This window comes from Halomonas sp. ND22Bw (assembly GCF_003011945.1).
Lineage (GTDB): Bacteria > Pseudomonadota > Gammaproteobacteria > Pseudomonadales > Halomonadaceae > Halomonas > Halomonas halophila.
Genome location: NZ_PXWD01000004.1, coordinates 21,011 through 41,288 on the forward strand (window position 1 = coordinate 21,011; position 20,278 = coordinate 41,288).

Annotated in this window: 18 protein-coding genes; 6 read left to right on the forward strand and 12 right to left on the reverse strand. The window is 69.0% G+C overall.

Annotated elements, in window-relative coordinates:
* The 5 genes from CVH10_RS07130 to CVH10_RS07150 form a co-directional block, all read right to left on the reverse strand.
* Positions 1–1,209 carry an amino acid deaminase gene (locus tag CVH10_RS07130; protein ID WP_106488225.1) on the reverse strand — a complete coding sequence of 403 codons (1,209 nt, stop codon included), beginning with the start codon at positions 1,207–1,209 and terminating at the stop codon, positions 1–3.
* 43 nt (positions 1,210–1,252) lie between these two features.
* Positions 1,253–3,070 (reverse strand): monovalent cation:proton antiporter-2 (CPA2) family protein, encoded by a 1,818-nt coding sequence (locus tag CVH10_RS07135; RefSeq protein WP_106488226.1) that lies wholly within the window; start codon positions 3,068–3,070, stop codon positions 1,253–1,255.
* Between the two features lie 69 nt (positions 3,071–3,139).
* Positions 3,140–3,364, reverse strand: coding sequence for a DUF3565 domain-containing protein (locus CVH10_RS07140; RefSeq protein ID WP_106488227.1), 225 nt, complete (start codon positions 3,362–3,364; stop codon positions 3,140–3,142).
* Between the two features lies 1 nt (position 3,365).
* Positions 3,366–3,770 carry an NUDIX domain-containing protein gene (locus tag CVH10_RS07145; protein WP_106488228.1) on the reverse strand — a complete coding sequence of 135 codons (405 nt, stop codon included), beginning with the start codon at positions 3,768–3,770 and terminating at the stop codon, positions 3,366–3,368.
* A 71-nt stretch (positions 3,771–3,841) separates the two neighbouring features.
* Complete coding sequence (locus tag CVH10_RS07150; protein WP_106488229.1) at positions 3,842–5,926, reverse strand: TonB-dependent receptor; 2,085 nt, start codon at positions 5,924–5,926, stop codon at positions 3,842–3,844.
* A gap of 195 nt (positions 5,927–6,121) precedes the next feature.
* Between CVH10_RS07150 and CVH10_RS07155 the strand changes: the two genes are divergently transcribed.
* Positions 6,122–6,763: a rhomboid family intramembrane serine protease gene (locus CVH10_RS07155; protein ID WP_046079570.1), complete on the forward strand. Its 642-nt coding sequence runs from the start codon at positions 6,122–6,124 to the stop codon at positions 6,761–6,763.
* A 10-nt stretch (positions 6,764–6,773) separates the two neighbouring features.
* Here the strand turns inward: CVH10_RS07155 and gnd are convergent, their stop codons facing one another.
* The 3 genes from gnd to CVH10_RS07170 all read right to left on the reverse strand — a co-directional run bounded on the left by gnd (position 6,774) and on the right by CVH10_RS07170 (position 12,177).
* Positions 6,774–7,754 carry a phosphogluconate dehydrogenase (NAD(+)-dependent, decarboxylating) gene (gene gnd / locus CVH10_RS07160; protein ID WP_046079569.1) on the reverse strand — a complete coding sequence of 327 codons (981 nt, stop codon included), beginning with the start codon at positions 7,752–7,754 and terminating at the stop codon, positions 6,774–6,776.
* A 144-nt stretch (positions 7,755–7,898) separates the two neighbouring features.
* On the reverse strand, positions 7,899–9,140 hold the full coding sequence (locus CVH10_RS07165) for a ribonucleotide-diphosphate reductase subunit beta (protein WP_106488230.1): 1,242 nt from the start codon (positions 9,138–9,140) through the stop codon (positions 7,899–7,901).
* 127 nt (positions 9,141–9,267) lie between these two features.
* Entirely contained in the window at positions 9,268–12,177 is a 2,910-nt protein-coding gene (locus CVH10_RS07170; RefSeq protein WP_035599499.1) for a ribonucleoside-diphosphate reductase subunit alpha, read from the reverse strand.
* A 351-nt stretch (positions 12,178–12,528) separates the two neighbouring features.
* Between CVH10_RS07170 and CVH10_RS07175 the strand changes: the two genes are divergently transcribed.
* Together CVH10_RS07175 and CVH10_RS07180 are read left to right on the forward strand one after the other, a co-directional pair.
* Positions 12,529–13,242, forward strand: coding sequence for a winged helix-turn-helix domain-containing protein (locus tag CVH10_RS07175; protein WP_046079567.1), 714 nt, complete (start codon positions 12,529–12,531; stop codon positions 13,240–13,242).
* Complete coding sequence (locus CVH10_RS07180; protein WP_106488231.1) at positions 13,242–14,879, forward strand: ATP-binding protein; 1,638 nt, start codon at positions 13,242–13,244, stop codon at positions 14,877–14,879. Before CVH10_RS07175 ends, CVH10_RS07180 begins: the two co-directional genes overlap by 1 nt.
* A 9-nt stretch (positions 14,880–14,888) precedes the next feature.
* Here the strand turns inward: CVH10_RS07180 and CVH10_RS07185 are convergent, their stop codons facing one another.
* Complete coding sequence (locus CVH10_RS07185; protein ID WP_035599496.1) at positions 14,889–15,803, reverse strand: LysR family transcriptional regulator; 915 nt, start codon at positions 15,801–15,803, stop codon at positions 14,889–14,891.
* A 186-nt stretch (positions 15,804–15,989) separates the two neighbouring features.
* Here CVH10_RS07185 and CVH10_RS07190 point away from each other — a divergent pair, with 186 nt between their 5' ends.
* Both CVH10_RS07190 and CVH10_RS07195 read left to right on the forward strand, forming a co-directional pair.
* Positions 15,990–16,751 carry a COG3650 family protein gene (locus tag CVH10_RS07190; protein ID WP_106488232.1) on the forward strand — a complete coding sequence of 254 codons (762 nt, stop codon included), beginning with the start codon at positions 15,990–15,992 and terminating at the stop codon, positions 16,749–16,751.
* 117 nt (positions 16,752–16,868) lie between these two features.
* The gene (locus CVH10_RS07195; protein WP_106488233.1) at positions 16,869–17,468 is read left to right on the forward strand and encodes an FMN-dependent NADH-azoreductase; all 600 of its coding nucleotides are present in this window, start codon (positions 16,869–16,871) and stop codon (positions 17,466–17,468) included.
* 83 nt (positions 17,469–17,551) lie between these two features.
* Here CVH10_RS07195 and CVH10_RS07200 read toward each other — a convergent pair whose 3' ends face one another.
* Both CVH10_RS07200 and CVH10_RS07205 read right to left on the reverse strand, forming a co-directional pair.
* Positions 17,552–18,616 (reverse strand): metal-dependent hydrolase, encoded by a 1,065-nt coding sequence (locus CVH10_RS07200; protein ID WP_106488234.1) that lies wholly within the window; start codon positions 18,614–18,616, stop codon positions 17,552–17,554.
* 30 nt (positions 18,617–18,646) lie between these two features.
* Positions 18,647–19,207 (reverse strand): DNA-3-methyladenine glycosylase I, encoded by a 561-nt coding sequence (locus CVH10_RS07205; protein WP_106488235.1) that lies wholly within the window; start codon positions 19,205–19,207, stop codon positions 18,647–18,649.
* 104 nt (positions 19,208–19,311) lie between these two features.
* Here CVH10_RS07205 and CVH10_RS07210 point away from each other — a divergent pair, with 104 nt between their 5' ends.
* A complete protein-coding gene (locus CVH10_RS07210; RefSeq protein ID WP_035599973.1) occupies positions 19,312–19,752 on the forward strand; it encodes a VOC family protein in 441 nt (146 codons plus the stop codon).
* A gap of 89 nt (positions 19,753–19,841) precedes the next feature.
* Here CVH10_RS07210 and CVH10_RS07215 read toward each other — a convergent pair whose 3' ends face one another.
* Positions 19,842–20,246, reverse strand: a complete 405-nt coding sequence (locus tag CVH10_RS07215; protein ID WP_035599975.1) for a DoxX family protein — start codon at positions 20,244–20,246, stop codon at positions 19,842–19,844.
* Between the last annotated feature and the right edge of the window lie 32 nt (positions 20,247–20,278).

Here is a 20,278-nt window from a genome sequence, read left to right on the forward strand (position 1 = left end):
CTAGAAGTACGTCTCCCAGGTATCGATGACGGTCAGGCCGTCATCGACGAGGTGGATCAGCCGCCACTTGTCGAAGGTCAGGCAGGGATGGGAGGCGCCGAAGGCGATCACGTCGCCTACGCGCACGTCGCCCACCTTCACATCTTTGGCATCTTCCGGCAGGGCGACGAAGGTGTGCTGATCCATCTGCCTGGTGACTTCCCATCCCGCCACCGACAGCGGCGCCTCGACGCGGCCGCCTTCCCGATAGCGCACGAGGGGCTCGGGGAGGCGGTCGCCGCCGATATCGCGCTTGCCGAGCGCCACGATGGCGAGCCCTGACTCCGGCAGCGACTGCACCTGGGCGTAGACCGTGAGCGCCGGGCGCAGGCCTTCGTGCAGGTCCGGGCGACGCGCCAGCACGCCGCGCTGGGCCTCGCGATAGAGGCCGTGGTCGTGCACCACGTAGCAGCCCGGGCGCAGCACCGGGGTGAAGCGGCCCTCGAGGCCGCCGTCGCGGAAGGCCTCGGCGATCAGGTCGTACCAGGCCGAGCCCGAGGCGGTGACGATCGGCGATGCGACGCCGAACAGACCCTCGTCCGCCAACCGGTGAAGGTTCTCCACCAGCCGCTCGCCGTAGGCGCGAATCCTCGCGGCCGGATCGTCGCCGTGGACCACGCCCTCGTAGCCCTCCAGGCCGGCCAGCGTCAGCCCCGGCCGCGCGGCGATGTCCCGGGCCAGCGCCGCGATCTGCCCGTCGTCTCGGCAGCCGCAGCGTCCGCCGGCCACGCCCACCTCGATCAGCACCGGCAGCGTCAGGCCGGCCTCGTCGAAGACCTCGCCCAGCTCGGCCACGTTGTCGTGGCCGTCCACGGTCACGTAGAGCTCGGCGCCGGCGCGCATCAGCGCGACGGCGATCGCCATGTTGGCGCGGCCGATGAGCTGGTTGGCCAGCAGCAGGCGGGTGGCGCCCTCGGCGAAGGCGGCGCGGCACTGGGGCAGGGTGGCCAGCGTGATGCCCCAGGCGCCGGCCTCGAGCTGGCGGCGGAACAGCGCCGGGGTCATGGTGGTCTTGCCGTGGGGCGCCAGCCGCGCGCCGTGGCGCTCGGCGAAGGCCTGCATCCAGGCCAGGTTGTGGGCCAGCGGCGCCTCCTGGATCACCGCGGCGGGCAGGCTGACGTCGGCCAGCAGGTCGCGGCCGGTCTCCCGGGTGCCCTTGTGATGCGTCATGGTCTCTCCTTTCCCGATAAGCCCTGGCCTGGCCGCGTGGCCTTCAGCGCCGCTCTGGCGGGCGCTCGGGCGCGGTGGTGGCGATGTCTTCGTCGGCCTCGAACAGCTCCTCGAGCTCGCGGGCGGCCTGCTGGATGGTCTGGATCTGCTCGCGCTTGTTGCCGAACACTTCCAGCTGGCGTTCTAGGGCGCGTTCGTCGTGGGGGCGGAACGTCTCCACGGTGTGACTGGCCTGCTCGCGGGAGATGCCGACGCCGACCAGCACCTCGCGGGTCAGCTCCAGGCTCGCCGGCAGCAGCTCGCGGATGATGTAGGTGACCTCGGCGCGCATCAGCAGCTGGGCGTGGTAGCGGTCCCGGGCCCGGGCGTAGACGCGCAGGTGCGGAAAGCGCCGCTTGACCCGCTGGACGATGCGCATCGAGGTCTCGATGTCGCCGATCGCCACCACCATCACCCGGGCCTTGTCGGCGCCGGCGGCATCCAGCAGGTCGAGACGGGAGGCGTCGCCGAAGTAGATCTCGGTGCCGTAGCGGCGCACCACGTCGACGCGCTCGGCGTTGCTGTCGAGCACCGTATAGGGGATCTTCAGCCCCTGCAGGATGCGGCCCATGATCTGCCCGAAGCGCCCGAAGCCGGCGATGATGATCTGCGGCCCGGTCGGTGGTGGCCGGTCGTAGTCGCGGCGCGGCTTGTCGGTCTTCAGCAGCGGCCGGATCAGCCGCGCATGGACCAGGAACAGCACCGGCGTGGCGGCCATGGACAGCGACACCACCAGCACCAGCAGGCCGACCAGCGAGGCGTCGAGCAGGCCGGCGGCGCCCGCCGCGGTGAGCAGCACGAAGCCGAACTCGCCGCCTTGGGAGAGCAGCGCGCCGAGGTTCAGCGACGTCTTCCAGTCGCTGCGGTAGAGCCGGGCGGAGAGCGTCATGGCGAGCCACTTGGCGGCCAGCAGGCCGGCGGCGAGGCCCAGCGCCAGGCCGGGTTCCTCGGCCAGCAGGCCGACCTGGGCGGTCATGCCCACCGCCATGAAGAACAGCCCCAGCAGCAGGCCGCGGAAGGGCTCGATGTCGGCCTCGATGCTGTGGCGGTACTCCGAGTCGGCCAGCAGCACACCGGCGCTGAAGGCGCCGAGTGCCATGGACAGCCCGGCCAGCTCCATCAGCAGGGCGGCGCCGATCACTACCAGCAGCGCCGTGCCGGCGAAGACCTCGCGGCTGCGGGTGCCGGCGGCGAAGCGAAACAGCGGGCGCAGCAGGTAGCGGCCGCCGACGATCAGGCCGGCGAAGGCGCCGACGGCGATCAGCGCCTCGGCCAGCAGGTGGGTCCAGTCGCCGCCCAGGGAGGCGCCGCCGGCCAGCAGTGGAATGGCCGCCAGCACCGGAATGGCGGCGATGTCCTGGAACAGCAGCAGGGCGAAGGCGTAGCGGCCGTGGCGGCTGCCCAGCTCGCCGCGCTCGCCGAGCAGCTGCAGCACCAGCGGCGTGGAGCACAGCCCCAGGCTGAAGCCGACCACCAGCGCCGCGGCAGGCGAGAGGCCCGCCAGCAGGGCCAGGCCGGTGAGCAGCGCCGTGGTGACGGCCACCTGCAGGCTGCCGAAGTGGAACACCGCCTTGCGCATCAGCCTGAGGCGGGCCGGCTTGAGTTCCAGGCCGATCACGAACAGCAGGAACACGATGCCGACCTGGGAGAACTGCAGCACGGCGTCGGCGTCCGGCACCAGGCCCAATGCCGAGGGGCCGATCACCACGCCGGCGACCAGATAGCCGAGCACCTCGCCGAGCCCCAGCCGCTTGATCAGCGGCACGATCAGCACCGCGGCGGCGAGGAAGATCAGGGCGTTGTAGAGCAGGGCGATGGCCACGTCGGGCTCCTTCGATGGCGGAATGGTGGGAGCGGCGGTCTCTCTATCCTATCGCATGCGCCCCGTTGGCTAGGGTGGGGCGTGGCGGGGTGGCGCGTCACGCGGCTCGCCGCGGTCGCACTTCACGCAGGGCAGCGCCAGGCCAAGCCGCGAGCGGCGGCCGGCCTCGGTGGTCACCCAGGGGCGCTCGGCCCAGGGCGGCTGGTGGCGGACGTGCTGATGGTGGCCGCAGGCCAGCTCGGCGACCCAGTGGCCCTCGTCGTCGCGGTGATAGCCGACGATCGGCTGTTCCATCTCAGGCCTCGGTCAGGCCGGCGCGGGGCAGCACCTCGTCGCGGGTCAGCGGCGCCAGCGGCAGCGCCAGGGCCTCGGCCGGCGTCACCCAGCGCAGCTCGGCGATCTCGGCGGCGGCCTGCAGCGGACCCGCGAGCTCGGCGCGGAACAGGTGGGCGCGCAGCCCGTGGCCGGGCTCGTTGGCGGCGGGGGCGCTGAACTCGCCCAGCGGCTCGAGGCGCGTCGGCGGCTGGCCGAGCTCCTCCTCGAGCTCCCGGGCCAGGGCCTCGGCGGGGGACTCGTCGGGCTCGATCTTGCCACCGGCCTGCATGAAGGCCTCGGTGCCGCGCTTGCGCACCAGCAGCAGGCGGCCCTCGGCGTCCTCGATCAGGGCGGCGGCGATATGCAGGATGGGGGTGTCATTCATCGGGGCAGGCTCCTGGAAACGACGCGGGGCCGCCCCTTGAGGCGGCCCCGGGAGAGGCGCGAAGACGCGGCCTAGAACGCCAGCTCCACGCCGGCATAGACGCTGCGGTCCGGCGCCGTATAGAAATAGCGGCCGTTGTTGGCATTGATGGCGATGTTGTCGAAGTGCTCGCGGTCGAACAGGTTCTGCACGCCCGCGTAGGCCTTGAGCAGGGTGTCGTCGCCGAGGCGCCAGCCGTCGCCGGCACGCAGGTTGGCCAGCCAAACGTCGTCGATCTTCACCCTGTTCTCGTCGTCGGCGTACATCGAGCCCACGTAGCGGGTCTCCAGGGTGGCGAAGCGCTCGCCGAGGCCCTGCCACGTCAGCTGGTTGACCCAGGTGCGCTCGGGAATGCCCGGGATGCGGTTGTTGGCGTAGTTGCCGTCTTCATCTTCGTAGTCCTGGAACTCGTAGCGCGCCAGGGTCAGGGCGCTGTCGAGGCGCCAGTCCTCGGCGAACTGCCAGCCCAGGGCCACTTCCAGGCCGTCCTGGCGGCTGCGCCCGGCGTTACGGTAGAAGTCGCGGTCACGACCTTCCAGCTGGTAGGAGATCAGCGAATCGCGGACCCGGGTCGAGAACAGCGCCACGTCGTAGTCGAGGCCGGCATCGACGAAGCTGCCGCGCAGGCCGATCTCGCGGTTCCAGGCCTTCTGCGGCTCGAGGTCCGGGTTGAAGCCGCCGACGCCGGCCGGGTTGGCGAACTCGGTGAAGGTCGGCGTCTCGTAGGCGGTGCCGGTCGAGAGGTAGGCCTGGTGGTTGGGCCGATAGCGGTAGCTCAGTCCGGCGCTGCCGCTCCACTGATCGAAGCTGCGGTCACCGCCGTCGTCGCCATCGGCGAGGTAGTGATCATCGATATCGAACTTGGTGTGGTCGAAGCGGGTGCCAAGCGACAGCGTCCACCGGTCGCTCAGGTCCAGATCGCCCTGGGCGAAGACGCCGACCGAGCTGGCGGTCTGGGTCTCGTCGGCGGAGCGGCGGAGGTGTTCGCCGTCGATGGCGACGTCATCGCGATAGCGCTCGTCTTCCTGGCGCGCCAGGTCGACGCCGGTCACGTAGCTCAGCGGCAGGCCGCCCACGGTCAGCGACTGGCGATACTCGGCGCTGCCGCCGTAGTAGTCGCGATCATAGGCGACGAAGTTCCCCACGCCGACGCTGCTTCTGGGGCCGGCATAGGCCAGCTGCTGCTCGAAGTCGCGCTTCAGGTAGAAGCCGCGCAGGGTCAGCTCGCCGGGGCCGGCGGCCCGGTCCTCGTACTCCAGGCCCAGCAGCTGCTGATCGACCGACTGTCCTGCACCGATACGGGTCGGTGAGTAGGAGTAATAGCCGAGGGAATCTAGGGTGCCTTCCCGATCCTCGCTGACGCCCTCTTCATCCAGCGCCCCCGGATCTTCGGAGCGCGGGTTGTCGAGCAGGTTGACGATGGCGGTGATCGAGCGGTCGGCGTCCAGCTCGCGGCGCAGCTTGGCGTTGAGCTGGTACTTCTCGACCTCGCTGTGATCGCGATAGCCGTCCATGCCCAGCGCCGAGACGCTGACGTGATGCGACCAGGGGCCCTCGACGCCGCCGTTGCTGAGATTCAGCTTGCGATAGCCGTCGCTGCCGCCCTCGACGCGCAGCCGGGTGCCCGGGTCGCTCGCGCCGTCGGCGGTGGTGACGTCGATCACGCCGCCGGCGGCGTTGCCGTACTGCACCGCCGCCGGGCCGCGGATGACCTCGATGCGCCGGGCGCTGTCCAGGTCGATGGCATCGAGCTGGGCCTGGCCGTCGGGCAGGGTGTAGGGAATGCCGTCGACGCGTACCGTGATGCCGCGCACGCCCCAGGGGGTGCGGGCGCCGAAGCCGCGGATCGACACCCGCTCGCCCTGGACGAAGTTGTGACGGTTCTGGAGATACAGCCCCGGCACGGTGGCCAGCGACTCGTTGAGGCGCTCGCGGGGCTGGCCCTGGGCGATCCGCTCCTCGTCCACTACGGACACGGCGGCGGGCGTGGCATAGAGCTCACGCTCGAGACGCGATGCGCTGACCGTCAGCGGCTCGAGGGCCAGCTCGGCGGCCTGGCCGGCGGCGGGCAGCAGCAGAAGGGGCGTCATCAGGGGGGCGAGTGACCGTCGGGGCATGGGGCGTCGAGTCTCCGGGGGAAATGAGTGTGGAAATGTTCTCATTCTAATAGATTACGTGCAAATCGGATGCTGGCGTTCCCTGATCCTTCAGCGTCGACCAGAGCGCGGCCTGGCGCAACGACGACCCCTCGACCTTGCGACGCGGTGGCATTGCCGTCCACCTTGAAAAGATGGCAGCCGGGAGGACGCGGAGTGCGACGCACGCTGGAAAAGGGCGAGGGACACGGCAGGAGCTCGGTGATCGGTCTGCTGCTGGCGGCCAATGGCCTGGTGTTCCTGGTGCAGCAGCTGCTGCCGGGACCGATGCTGCGCTATCTGGCGCTGTGGCCGCTCGGCGTGGCGCCGGAGACGCTGCCCTCGGGGCTGCCGGCGGGCGAGTTCCATCTCTGGCAGCTGCTGAGCTATGCCTTTCTGCACGGCAGCCTCTTTCATCTGGCCATCAACATGTTCGTGCTGTGGATGTTCGGCAGCCCGCTGGAGCGCGACTGGGGCAGCCAGCGCTTCGCGCGCTACTACGTCCTGTGCGTGCTGGGAGCGGGCGCGGCGCAGCTGCTGGTGGTATCGATGTCGACCGGCCCGTTCGCGCCCACGGTGGGCGCCTCGGGCGGCGTCTATGCGCTGCTGCTGGCCTTCGGCCTGCGCTACCCCAACCAGTACATCCTGCTGTTGATCCCGCCGATACCGATGAAGGCCAAGTACTTCGTGATCGTCATCGGCCTGGTGGAGCTGTGGTTGGGCATCGCCGGGACCCGCCAGGGCGTGGCGCACTTCGCGCACCTGGCGGGCATGCTGGTGGGGCTGGCGCTGATCCTGAGCCGGCACCGGCGCCCATGAGCCTTCCGGCCTATTGCTTGGGCGGTTCGACGTGGCCGCCGAAGCCGAAGCGCATCGCCGACAGCAGGCGGTTGGCGTAGGTGTTCTCCTTGCGCGAGGCGAAGCGCGAGAACAGCGCGTTGGCCAGCACCGGGGTGGAGACACCCTGTTCCACGGCGGCATCGACGGTCCAGCGACCCTCGCCGCTGTCGGAGACGGCGCCGGAGTAGTGGTCGAGGCGCGGGTCGCCGGCCAGCGCCTGGGCGGTGAGGTCGAGCAGCCAGGAGGAGACCACGCTGCCGCGACGCCAGACCTCGGCCACGTCCGCCAGGTTCAGGTCGAAGCGCTGGTCTTCCGGCAGGTCCGGCGAGGCCTTGCTCTGCATCAGCTCGAAGCCTTCGGCGTAGGCCTGCATCAGGCCGTACTCGATGCCGTTGTGGACCATCTTGACGTAGTGGCCGGCGCCCACCGGGCCGGCGTGAATGTAGCCGCGCTCGGCGCGCTCGTTCGGGGCGTTGCGGCCGCGGGTGCGCTCCAGGTCGCCGTAGCCGGGGGCCAGGCTGTCGAACAGCGGCTCCAGGCGGTCGAAGGTCGCGTCCTCGGCGCCGACCATCATGCAGTAGCCGCGCTCGAGGCCCCAGACGCCGCCGGAGGTGCCGACGTCGACGTAGTGCAGCCCTTTCGGCTCGAGCGCCTTGGCACGGCGGATGTCGTCCTTGTAGAAGGTGTTACCGCCGTCGATGATGGTGTCGCCCGGCGCCATCAGCTCGGCCAGCGCGTCGATGGTGGCCTCGGTCGGCTCGCCGGCGGGCAGCATCACCCAGACGGCGCGCGGCGCGTCGAGGCTCTCGACCAGCGCGGCGAGGCTCTCGGCGTGGCCGATGCCGTCGTCGACGAGGGCCTGGGCGGTGGCGGCGTCCTGGTCGTAGGCGACGACTTCATGGCCGTCGCGCACCAGGCGGCGTGCGATGTTGCCGCCCATTCGGCCGAGTCCGATGATACCGAGTTGCATGTTGCTTCCTTTGACGTGATACGGGATGGGGTGCGGGACGGCGGCAAAGCCTACCCATTGCGGCGTCGCGACGCAAAGCGGGCCATGTCGCCTGACATGGCCCGCCGAGCGTGACGCTCGCGTCTCGCTAGGAGCAGAGGACGATCAGTCCCAGCTCAGGGCGCCGCCCACCTGGTATTCGGTGACGCGGGTCTCGAAGAAGTTCTTTTCCTTGCGCAGGTCGATGATCTCGCTCATCCACGGGAAGGGGTTCTCGGCGCCCGGGAACTGCTCCTTGAGGCCGATCTGCGCCAGGCGGCGGTTGCAGATGAAGTGCAGGTACTCCTCCATGATCGCCGCGTTCATGCCCAGCACGCCGCGGGGCATGGTGTCGCGCGCGTAGGCGATCTCCAGCTCGGTGCCCTCGAGGATCATCTGGGTGACCTCGTCCTGGAACTCGGCGGTCCACAGGTGCGGGTTCTCGATCTTGATCTGGTTGATCATGTCGACGCCGAAGTTCAGGTGCATCGACTCGTCGCGCAGGATGTACTGGAACTGCTCGGCGACGCCGGTCATCTTGTTGCGCCGGCCCATGGACAGGATCTGGCTGAAGCCGCAGTAGAAGAAGATGCCCTCGGTCACGCAGTAGAAGGCGATCAGGTTGCGCAGCAGCTCCTGGTCGGTCTCCGGGGTGCCGGTGTGGAAGTCCGGGCGGGCCAGCGACTGGGTGTGCTTGAGGCTCCAGGCGGACTTGGCCGAGACGGAGGGCACCTCGCGGTACATGTTGAAGACCTCGCCTTCGTCCATGCCCAGCGACTCCACGCAGTACTGATAGGCGTGGGTGTGGATCGCTTCCTCGAACGCCTGGCGCAGCAGGTACTGGCGGCACTCGGGGTTGGTGATCAGGCGATAGACGGCCAGCACCAGGTTGTTGGCGACCAGCGAGTCGGCGGTGGAGAAGTAGCCCAGGCTGCGTTCGACGATGCGGCGCTCGTCCGCGGTGAGGCCGTCCGCGCTCTTCCACAGCGCGATGTCGGCGTTCATGTTCACTTCCTGGGGCATCCAGTGGTTGGCGCTGCCGTCCAGGTACTTCTGCCACGCCCACTCGTACTTGAAGGGCACCAGCTGGTTGAGGTCGGCGCGGGCGTTGATCATCCGCTTCTGCTCGACGTCGATGCGCTGGGCGCCCATCTCGAGTTCCTCGAGGCCGGCGGCCACGTCGAGCTCTTCGAGGGACTGCTTGGCGCGGGCCAGACGGTCCTGCTCGGCGATCTGGTAGGCGCAGGCGCTGTCGCGGACCTCTTCGGCGGGTGCCTCGGCCTTGGGTGCGGGCTGCGGCGCCGGAGCCGGCTGCGGGGCTTCGGCGGTGGCGGTGTCGTCTTCGTGGAACTCGTTCCAATCGATCATCTGTGTCTCTCCCGGTGGTCGGCCGGATGGTCCGCAGGCGTTCGCGTCGGGGGAGCGCTGCGGCGATGGTAGAAGGGGCGGAGCCGGAGGGAGATCCCTCCGGCTCGAGCGGTGGCGCGTGACGCCGTTACTGGCAGGCCTCGCAGCCCAGCTCGTCGATCTCGCCCGCGGAGGGCGCGCGGGAGCCGCCGCCGTTCTTGCCCTGCAGGAAGTCGTCGATGCCCTTGGGCTCCTGCTTGGCTTCCGGCGCGGCGGACGGCGTCGGGGCCGGGGCGGCGCCGGGCGAGGCGTTGCTCACCGCGTTGAGGTTGCCGCGGTCCACGGTGGACTTCTCCACCGAGGTGGCGCCCAGGGCGCGCAGGTAGTAGGTGGTCTTGAGGCCGCGGAACCACGCCATGCGGTAGGTCACGTCCAGCTTCTTGCCGGAGACGCCCTTGATGTAGAGGTTCAGCGACTGGGCCTGGTCGATCCACTTCTGGCGACGGGCGGCGGCCTCGACCAGCCACTTGGGCTCGACCTCGAAGGCGCTGGCGTACTTGGCCTTCAGGTCGTCCGGCACGCGGTCGATGGGCTGCACGGAGCCGTCGTAGTACTTGAGGTCGTTGATCATGACCTCGTCCCACAGGCCGCGCTCCTTCAGGTCGTTGACCATGTAGGAGTTGACCACGGTGAACTCGCCGGACAGGTTCGATTTCACGAACAGGTTCTGATAGGTCGGCTCGATCGACTGCGAGACGCCGCAGATGTTCGAGATGGTCGCGGTCGGGGCGATGGCCATGACGTTGGAGTTGCGCATGCCCTGGGCGGCGACCTTGTCGCGGATGCGATCCCAGTCCTGGGTCGTGGAGGTGTCGACCTCGATGTACTTCGCGCCGCGCTCTTCCTTCAGCTTCTCGACGGAGTCGATCGGCAGCACGCCCTGGCTCCACAGCGAGCCTTCGTAGCTCTGGTAGTGTCCGCGCTCGGCGGCCAGGTCGCTGGAGGCCTCGATGGCGTGATAGCTGACCAGTTCCATGGAACGGTCGGCGAAGGTCACGGCGTCCTCGGAGGCGTAGGCGATGTCCTGGGCGTAGAGGGCATCCTGGAAGCCCATGATGCCGAGGCCCACCGGGCGGTGCTTGAAGTTCGAGTTCTTCGCCTGCGGCACCGCGTAGTAGTTGATGTCGATGACGTTATCGAGCATCCGCACCGCGGTCTTGACGGTCTTCTTCAGCTTGTCGCCGTCGAACTCGCCGTCGACCACGTGCTGGGCCAGGTTGATGGAGCCCAGGTTGCACACCGCGATCTCGTCGACCGAGGTGTTCAGGGTGATCTCGGTGCACAGGTTGGAGCTGTGGACCACGCCGGCGTGCTGCTGCGGGCTGCGCAGGTTGCACGGGTCCTTGAAGGTGATCCACGGGTGGCCGGTCTCGAACAGCATCGAGAGCATCTTGCGCCACAGGTCCTTGGCCTTGACGCGCTTGAACAGCTTGAGCTGGCCGTTGCGGGTCATCTCCTCGTATTCGCTGTAGCGCTTCTCGAAGGCGGCGCCGTACAGGTCGTGGAGGTCCGGGCAGGTGGCCGGCGAGAACAGGGTCCACTCCTGGTCGTCGAAGACGCGCTTCATGAACAGGTCCGGCACCCAGTTGGCGGTGTTCATGTCGTGGGTACGACGACGGTCGTCACCGGTGTTCTTGCGCAGCTCGAGGAACTCCTCGATGTCGAGGTGCCAGCTCTCGAGGTAGGCGCAGACGGCGCCCTTGCGCTTGCCGCCCTGGTTCACGGCCACGGCGGTGTCGTTGACCACCTTGAGGAACGGCACCACGCCCTGGGACTTGCCGTTGGTGCCCTTGATGTAGGAGCCCAGCGCACGCACCGGGGTCCAGTCGTTGCCCAGGCCGCCGGCCCACTTGGAGAGCAGGGCGTTGTCGCGGATGGCGCTGTAGATGCTGTCCAGGTCGTCCGGCACGGTGGTCAGGTAGCAGCTGGAGAGCTGGCTGCGCACGGTGCCCGCGTTGAACAGGGTCGGGGTGGAGGCCATGTAGTCGAAGCTGGAGAGCAGCTCGTAGAACTCGATGGCCCGCGCCTCGCGGTCGTCCTCGTTGAGCGCCAGGCCCATGGCGACGCGCATGAACATCACCTGGGGCAGCTCGTAGCGCACCTCGTCGCGGTGGATGAAGTAGCGGTCGTAGAGGGTCTGCAGGCCCAGGTAGGTGAACTGGGCGTCGCGGGTGTGGTCCAGGGCATCGCCCAGGCGCTCGAGGTCGAACTCGGCGAGCTGCGGGTCGAGCTGCTCGAATTCGATGCCCTTCTCGATGTAGGCCTGGAAGGCCGGCTTGTAGAAGTCGGCCATCTCCTGGTAGGTCGCCTCGTCGGCGATGCCCAGGAACGACAGCGCCTCGCGGCGCAGGTTGTCCTGCAGCAGGCGGGCGGTGACGTAGGTGTAGTTGGGATCCTTCTCGACCAGGGTCCGCGCGGTCATCATCAGCGCCTGGGAGACGCCGTCGGCGCTCACGCCGTCGTAGAGGTTCTTCAGCGAGTCCTCGACGATCTTCTGCGGATCGACGTTGGTGAGATTCTCGCAGGCGTCGAAGACCAGGGTCTCGACCCGGCCCAGGTCCAGAGGGCGAGTGCTGCCGTCCGGCGCGGTGACGTTGAGCGTCGGGTGCGGCTTCTCGATGTCGGCGCCGGCCTCGGCGCGGGCGCGGGCGTGCTCCTCGCGGTACAGCACGTAGGCGCGGGCGACCTTCTGCTCACCGGCGCGCATCAGGGCCAGTTCGACCTGGTCCTGGATGTCCTCGATGTGCACGGTGCCGCCGTCGGGCATGCGGCGCTGGAAGGCCTGGGCGATGCCCTCGGAGGCCTGCTGCACGAAGTCGCGCACCCGCGAAGAGGTGGCGGCGTTGTCGCCCTCGACGGCGATGAAGGCCTTGCTCAGGGCCACGGCGATCTTGCCGGCATCGAAGGGCGCGACATCGCCGGTGCGCTTGATGACACGCAGGGTCTGCGGTGCGGTAACGGAGACGGACGAGTGGTCCGGGGCAGCGGTGGTATCCATGGCGCCGGGGGTCCCTACCTGGTCGGTTGAAGAAGGCCGCCGAGGGGCGACGGTTGACAGAATTCGGGGTGGTTGCTATGGCACAGGATGTGGTGTCCCTGCCGAAGGTGGGCACAAGATAGTGTGCTTTTTCTCGTCCATCAAGTGGATAACTTGTGGATGGGCTGTGACCATCCGGGGGGAGTTCTGGGCACTTCTCGCCAACCCGCACGGTTGGGCCGCTGGCGCCGATTCGAGGTGGGCGTCGACGAGCGAAGGAACGCGTTGTCGGGTATTCTTTAGCTATCGGTGGTCGGACGAGTGCCGACGACCCACACCATCCGCACGCCCATTGAGGAAGATGACGCACAAATGGACGACAGCCTGGACCCTTCCGAGCAGGATCACGTACTGATCATCGAGGATGATGAGCGCCTGGCCGAGCTGACCCGCGACTACCTCGAGGCCAACGGCTTTCGGGTGACTCTCGAGCCCGACGGCGCCCGGGGGGTCGACAGCATCCTCGCCCTGCAGCCCGACCTGGTGATTCTGGACCTGATGCTGCCCGGCGAGGACGGCCTGTCGATCTGCCGTCGGGTGCGCGCCGACTACCCCGGGCCGATCCTGATGCTCACCGCCCGCACCGACGACATGGACCAGGTGCTGGGGCTGGAGATGGGCGCCGACGACTACGTGGCCAAGCCGGTGCAGCCACGGGTGCTGCTGGCGCGCATGCGGGCGCTGATGCGTCGCCGCGAGACCGGCGCCGTCGGTGAGGAGCCGCGGCTGGCGTTCGGGCCGCTGGAGATCGACAGCTCGACCCGTGAGGCCTTCCTCTCCGGCGAGCGCGTCGACCTGACCAGCGCCGAGTTCGATCTGCTGTGGCTGCTGGCCAGCAACGCCGGCCGGGTGCTGACCCGGGAAGAGATCTTCTCCCAGCTGCGCGGCATCAAGTACGACGGTCAGGATCGCTCCATCGACGTACGGGTCTCGCGGATTCGCCCCAAGATCGGTGACGATCCCAACCAGCCGCAGCGGATCAAGACCGTGCGCAGCAAGGGCTACCTGTTCGTCAAGGAAGGCTGATGGCGTCCTTCCGCCTGCTGCCCAGGGCCCTGTCCGACAGCACCTTCCTGCGGGTCTACGTGCTGCTGGCGCTGGCCCTGGTGATGAGTTTCGCCCTGGCGCTGCTGGCCATCACCGTGGTCGACAAGGTGCGGCGTCAGCACTATCAGGAACAGCTCGCCGAGGCGCCGATGACGCTGTTCAGCGCCCGGCTCGAGGCGCTGCCCGCGGAGCGGCGTGACGCCTGGCTGCGCGAACAGAGCGCCCGGCTCGGCATTCGGCTGTCGCTGCACGAGATGACCGACTATCCGCTCGGCTACTTCGAGCGCGCGCGGCTCGAGGGCGGCCAGACCCTGGTGCGTCAGACCGAGACCATGGGCTGGCTGCTGCACCGCCGGCTGGACGACGAGCCGCGGCTGCTGCGCCTGGAGCTGGCCTCGCTGGGCGAGCATCAGCTGGTGGGCCTGGCGCGGCAGCTGGGTCAGTGGCTGGTCGAGGTGCCCCCGGAGCGCCGCGCGGCGCGGCTCGACCGGCTGCGTAGCGGGGTGATCCAGCTGAGCCTGACCGACACGCCGCCCGAGGGGCTCGACCCGACGCGTCTGGCTTCGCTGAGCGATGCCGAGGTGGTGGTGCGCCTGCTGCCCCAGCGCTGGGCGATGTCGCTCTATCTTCAGCTGCCAGTCGCGTCGGGCGGGACCCAGTGGGTCGAGGTCGGCCCGCTCAACGCCTTCGAGCCGCTGCCGGCGTCGCTGTTGCTGCTGTTGCTGCTGATGCTGCTGGGCATGCTGGCGGTGATCATCTACCTGATCGTGCGTGGCGTGGAGGCACGCATGGCACGCCTGGAACTGGCCGCCACCCGCATCGCCGCCGGCCGCCTGGACACCCGGGTCAAGGTCGAGGGCAACGATTTCCTGAGTCGGCTGGGCATGGCGCTGAACGGCATGGCGACCCAGGTGCAGTCGCTGCTGCGCGGCCAGCAGGACATGATCCGGGCGGTGTCCCACGAGCTGCGCACCCCGGTCGCGCGTATCCGCTTCGCCGTTCAGATGGTCGAGGACATGACCGACGAGCCGGGCGTGCGGCGCCATCTGCAGGGCATCGACGCCGACATCACCGAGCTCGACGACCTAGTCGACGAGATCCTGACCTACGCACGCCTGGGCAGCGAGACGGCCAACGGCGTGCCCATGGAGACCTCGCTGGTGGAGTGTCGCGCGATGGCCGAGCGCGTCATCGAGGCGCTGCACCCGCTGCACGCCCAGCTGAGCCTCAACCTGGTGCCCGGCGAGGAGGTGGAGGCCGCGGCCGAGTCGCGCTATCTGCAGCGGGCCCTGCAGAACCTGGTGGCCAATGCCTGCCGCCATGCCCGCGCCCGGGTGTTGATCCGCATCCACGGCGAGCCGCGGCTGGTGCGCATCGACATCGAGGATGACGGCCCCGGGGTGCCGGTGGCCAAGCGCAGCGAGATCTTCAAGCCCTTCGCGCGTCTCGACGACAGCCGGGCCCGCAACTCGGGCGGCTACGGCCTGGGGCTGTCGATCGTGCAGAAGGTGATGGCCTGGCACGGCGGCAGCGTGATGGTGGACGCCAGTCCCTCGCTCGGCGGGGCGCGCTTCACGCTGCTGCTGCCCCAGCGCGCCGCGGGTCATGACGCCTGAGCCGGGCGCTCAGGCCGGCTTGACGCCCTCCAGCACCGCAAACGAGGTCTCCCGGGCGGTGCGCAGGAAGTCTTCCATCCAGGGCGCATCGCGCGTCTCCTCGCGGATCGCCGCGAACAGCGTGCTCCACACCCCGTGCTCGCCCAGCGGCACCGCCTTCACGTAGTCCCGCTCCAGGTATTCGGTCAGCGCCCAGTTGGGCAGCGCGCAGACGCCGCGGCCGCTGGCCACCAGCTGCATCATCATGATCGTCAGCTCGGCGGTGCGTACCTCGCGGGGCCGGCAGTCCGCCGGGTCGAGGAACTGGGTGAAGACGTCCAGTCGTCCGTGCTCCACCGGGTAGGTGATCAGCGTCTCGTCGACCAGGTCCTGCGGCGCCACGAAGGGGCGGCCGGCCAGGCGGTGCTGGCGGGCCACGGCCAGCAGTCCCTCGTAGCGGAACAGCGGTTCGTAGTGGACGCCGGGCAGCGGCTGTGGATCGGCGGTGATCACCAGGTCGAGCTGCTCCCGGGCCAGGGCCGGCAGGGGGTCGAAGTGATGGCCGCCGGGAATGTCGATCTCCACCTCGGGCCAGTGATCGCGAAAGTGGTCCACGGTGGGCATCAGCCACTGGAAGCAGCTATGGCATTCGATGGCCATGTGCAGCCGGCCCTGTTCGTTGCCGGCCAGCCGGGCCAGGTCGCGCTCCGCCATGCGAACCTGGGGCAGCACCTGTTCGGCCAGCGCCAGCAGGCGTAGCCCGGCGCGGGTGAATTCCACCGGCCGGGTCTTGCGCAGGAACAGCGGGCTGCCCAGCCGCTCCTCCAGGTCCTTGATCTGGTGGGAGAGGGCGGACTGGGTCAGGTGCACCCGCTCGGCGGCTTCGACCAGGGAGCCGGCGTCGCGCAGGGCGATGAGCGTGCGGAGGTGGCGGAGTTCGAGCATGCTTTTGAGCTAACTTCATGATGATGAAGAGCAAGTTTAGTTTTATTCAGACGTATGGGCCAGCCGGATGCCGCGGCCCGCGTCGAGGTCGTGCCATGGCTTCGGAGCGCGGGGCATGGCGCCAAATGCGCTCGGCGGCTGGTATGCTGGCGACGATGGAGTCTCGTCGCACAAGGAGTCATTGCCATGTTCCGCCTCTCTTCCTGCCGGATCGCCCTGCCGCTGCTGATGTCGCTGGGCCTGTCCGGCTGCATCACCTACGTCAACTCGCCGACCCCCGAGACCGCTCCCGAGCCGCCCGAGACCAGTGACGCGGGCACGTCCGCCGAGGCCGACGCGCCCAAGGCGCCGCTGCTGCCGTCGACGCTGTTTCCCGGCGAGGCCGACGAGCTGGTCGGCTGGCGCTGCACCCCGGCCCAGGATCTGGTGACCGCCGAGGGCGACGACGAGCTGCGACTGTGGTCGGCCCTCGGCGCCACCCGGCTCACGCCGTCCGTGGTGGCCAGCGGCAGCCGCTATCAGAACGGCGGGCTGAGCGTATGGCTGAAGGGCGACGAGGCGCTGGTCGAGAGCCAGCGGGGCCGGCTGGACTGCCGGCGCGACATCGCCCTCGATGCCCTGACCCGCGAAGGCCATCCCGGCGTGATGTTCCATGGCCGCGGCAACGAGCCGGGCTGGCACGTGGCACTGGCCAACGACGTGCCCGAGCTCGACCTGACGCTCGACTACGGCGAGCGTGAGATGACGCTGCCCTATCGGGTGACCACCCTCGATAACGGCGCCGGCCGGGTGATCCTGGCCAGCGGCCAGGCGGCGCGGCCCTTCACGCTGCGCATCGAGGCCAAGGCCTGTTTCGACGACATGAGCGGCCAGCCCTGGCCGGCCCGGGTGACGCTGTCGCTCAACGGCGAGACCTATCGGGGCTGCGGGCAGGGGATCGCGCCCTGAGGGGCAGAATGTTCGAATCTATCGAATGATAGGCGCGGTTTTTTCCGCTTATCGTGGCCAAAAGCGAATATATAATGGCGATCATTCTTCCGCTCACGAAGCTTCAAGGAGATCGCCATGACCCGCGTCCTCGTTCTGACCTCTTCCATTCTCGGCGGCAACTCCCAGGCGTTGGCCGATCACTTCAGCGCCCTGGCCGGCGAGCGCGACGGCGTGGAGATCACTCGCCGCGATCTGGTGGCCGACGATCTGCCGCACCTGGGGCTGGCCGAGCTCGCCAGCTGGCAGGTGGCACCGGAAGAGCGCGATGCCGAGCAGCGCGAGCTGGCGGCCCGTTCCGACGCCCTGATCGAGGAACTGCTGGCCCATGACGTGGTGGTGCTCGGCGTGCCGATGTACAACCTCGGCGTGCCGTCGCAGATGAAGGCCTGGTTCGACCGCGTGCTGCGCGCCGGCGTGACCTTCCGCTACACCGAGAACGGCCCGGTGGGCCTGATCGAAGGCAAGCGGGCCATTCTGCTGGCGGCGCGCGGCGGCGAGTATGCCGGCTCCGAGCTCGATAGCCAGACCCCGCACCTCACCCACATGCTGGGCCTGATGGGCATCGGCGAGGTGGATACCGTGTTCGCCGAGGGGCTGAACATGGGCGAGGCCAAGCACGACGCGGCCATGAGCGAGGCTCGCCAGGCCATCGCCGGCCTGGTCGAGCGCCTCTGAGCCGGCGATGCCGACCTGAGCATCATCCATAACGCGAACAGGGCGACCCTTGGGTCGCCCTGTTCGCGTTATGGGGCAGCCGGTCAGCAGGTGGCGGACGTCGACAGCCGCCAGCGAGGCTCGACGAACTGACCGACGCAGAGCCGCGGTTCGGTGGAGAGGATTCGCGTGCCCAGCCGCCTCAGCGCCGCCTCGCTGTCACGGCGCCGGGGCTCGAGCTGGTAGGGCGCGGCGAGCGGCCGCCAGCCGTCGTCGGTGCGCTCGGCGAGGGCGAAGTGGAAGGCGTGGAAGCCCGGGAAGCCCAGTCGCAGGTCGGTGGCCACCAGGGTGGCCGGCTCCCGATTCTCGTCGACCTCGTAGCGCAGGAAGGGGCCGGCGAACCAGTCCAGGCGACGCCCGCTGGCATCGTCCCGGACCACGGCCTCCCACTCGCTGCCGCGGGAGAAATGCTCCATCCGGGGCCGCCGGTCGCCATCGAAGACGCCGACCAGCGTCTCGTGGTAGCGGTCCGCCTCGGCCACGCTGACGCGCCACAGCAGGATATTGAAGGGCGTGGGCTGGATGAGACGCGGCGCGTCCTCCAGGCCGTTCTCGGCGAGCACCGGCTCCACGCGCTGCTCGATCAGGGTCCGGGCGCCCAACGACAGCACCAGGTACAGGCAGGACAGTGCCAGCCCCCAGCGGGTGGCGCCGATTCGGCCGCTGAACAGGGCGATCAGTACCGTCGCCAGCAGCGGCAGCGAATAGAACGGGTCGATGATGAACACCAGCGGGTAGGCCGTCGGGCGAAGGTCCAGCGGCCACCAGATCTGGGTGCCGTAGGTGGTCAGCGCGTCCAGCAGCGGGTGGGTCAGCAGGCAGAGGCCGAAGAAGGCCAGCCAGCGGCCCGGGGAAATGTCCCGCGCCTTGGCGAAGCGGGCCGATAGCCCGGCGAGCAGGGCCGCGAGCCCGGCCAGCACGAACAGCGAATGGCTGAAGCCGCGGTGCTGGGTGACGTTGGCCACCGCGTCGCCGTAGTCGATGACCACGTCGAGGTCGGGCAGGGTCCCGAGGGCGGCGCCGATCAGCACCGCCTTGCGGCCCAGCCGTCGGCCCAGTACGGTGCCGCCGATCGCCGCGCCCAGCGCGGCCTGTGTCAGGGAATCCATGGGCGAGAGGGTCCTCGGGTCGTGGTGATATCAGGGAGCGGGGCGTGTCGTCTCGCTGGCCCGGGCCCAGGCGGGGCCGGCGGCGAGGACGCGGGCCTGGACCGGGCAGTCGTCGCGATGGGCGCCGGGCAGGTAGCCGCTGCTCATCAGGAACTCGCCGACGATCTCCGGGCCGGTGAAGCGGAAGGTCCGCTTGAAGAGCCCGACCCAGTCGGCGTGGGGGCGCGGATGATGGGCCTCCAGCCAGGCGTGGAAACTGCCGTGCTCGTCGCGCAGGTTCTGGATCACGCCGGCATTGTGGATGACGGCGTCGACCTTGAGGCGGTTGCGGATGATGCCGACGTCGGCCAGCAGTCGGGCACGCTCGACATCGCCGTAGGCGGCCACGCGGTCGACGGCGAAACCCTCGAAGGCGTCGTGGAAGGCGTTGCGCTTCTTGAGCACGGTCAGCCAGGACAGTCCCGCCTGGTTGATCTCCAGGGCCAGGCGCTCGAACAGCGTGTCGTCATCGGCAACGGGAAAGCCGTATTCATGGTCGTGATAGGGGCCGTGAAACGGATGGCCGGGGGCCAGGTCACAGTAGTGGCTCATGGAACCTGCTCGTCGAGGAAGGCGTCGGGGAGCATGATGCCTCAGCATGCCCCCGCCGACAGCACTTGTGAAATTCAATCGATCCGCGAAATAGGGAGAGAGACATGCAATATCTGCACACCATGGTCCGGGTCAGCGATCTGGACGCCTCGCTGCACTTCTACTGCGACCTGCTGGGGCTCAAGGAAGTGCGCCGCAAGGAGAACGAGAAGGGGCGCTTCACCCTGGTGTTCCTCGCCGCCCCGGCAGACGAGTCGCGCTCCACGGAGCTGCAGGCGCCGGAGCTCGAGCTGACCTGGAACTGGGACCCGGAGACCTACACCGGCGGCCGCAACTTCGGCCACCTGGCCTATCGCGTTGACGACATCTATGCGCTGTGCGAGCACCTCCAGGCCAACGGCGTGACCATCAACCGCCCGCCCCGCGACGGCCACATGGCCTTCGTGAAGAGTCCCGACGGCATCTCCGTGGAGCTGCTGCAGGCCGGTGAGGCACAGGCACCGAAGGAGCCGTGGGCATCCATGGAGAACACCGGCAGCTGGTAAGCGGCCGCCGGCCTGTCCTGCGGTAATGACAACGCCGCCGACGGAGGCCCGTCGGCGGCGTTGTCTGTGCGGGGCAGTGGCGCGGGCGCTCAGTCGGGCCGGAGCGCCATGCGTCCGCTGCCGAGGAAGACCAGCGCCAGGGCGCCGGCGAAGAACATGCCTTGCAGCTCGAGCTGCCAGCCGCCGCTGTCGTTGAGCATGAACAGCTCGCCGGTGTGGGCCAGCAGCACCGCGACCAGCATGTTGCCGGCCATCAGCAGGCCCGCCAGGCGGGTCTGCCAGCCGAGGATGGCCATCACCGGGGCGACGACCTCGCCGATCAGCACGCCGTAGGCGAGCACGGCGGGCAGCCCATAGCCCTCCAGCAGGCCACCGATCCAGTCGAACGAACCGGGGTTGAGCAGCTTCGAGATGCCGTGAAACAGGATCAGGCCGCCCACGGCGAGTCGCAGCAGCAGCTTGCCGAGGGGATCGTTGTGCAGGGCGTTGAGCATGGGACCTCTCCTTGTTCGATGGGATGCGCAAA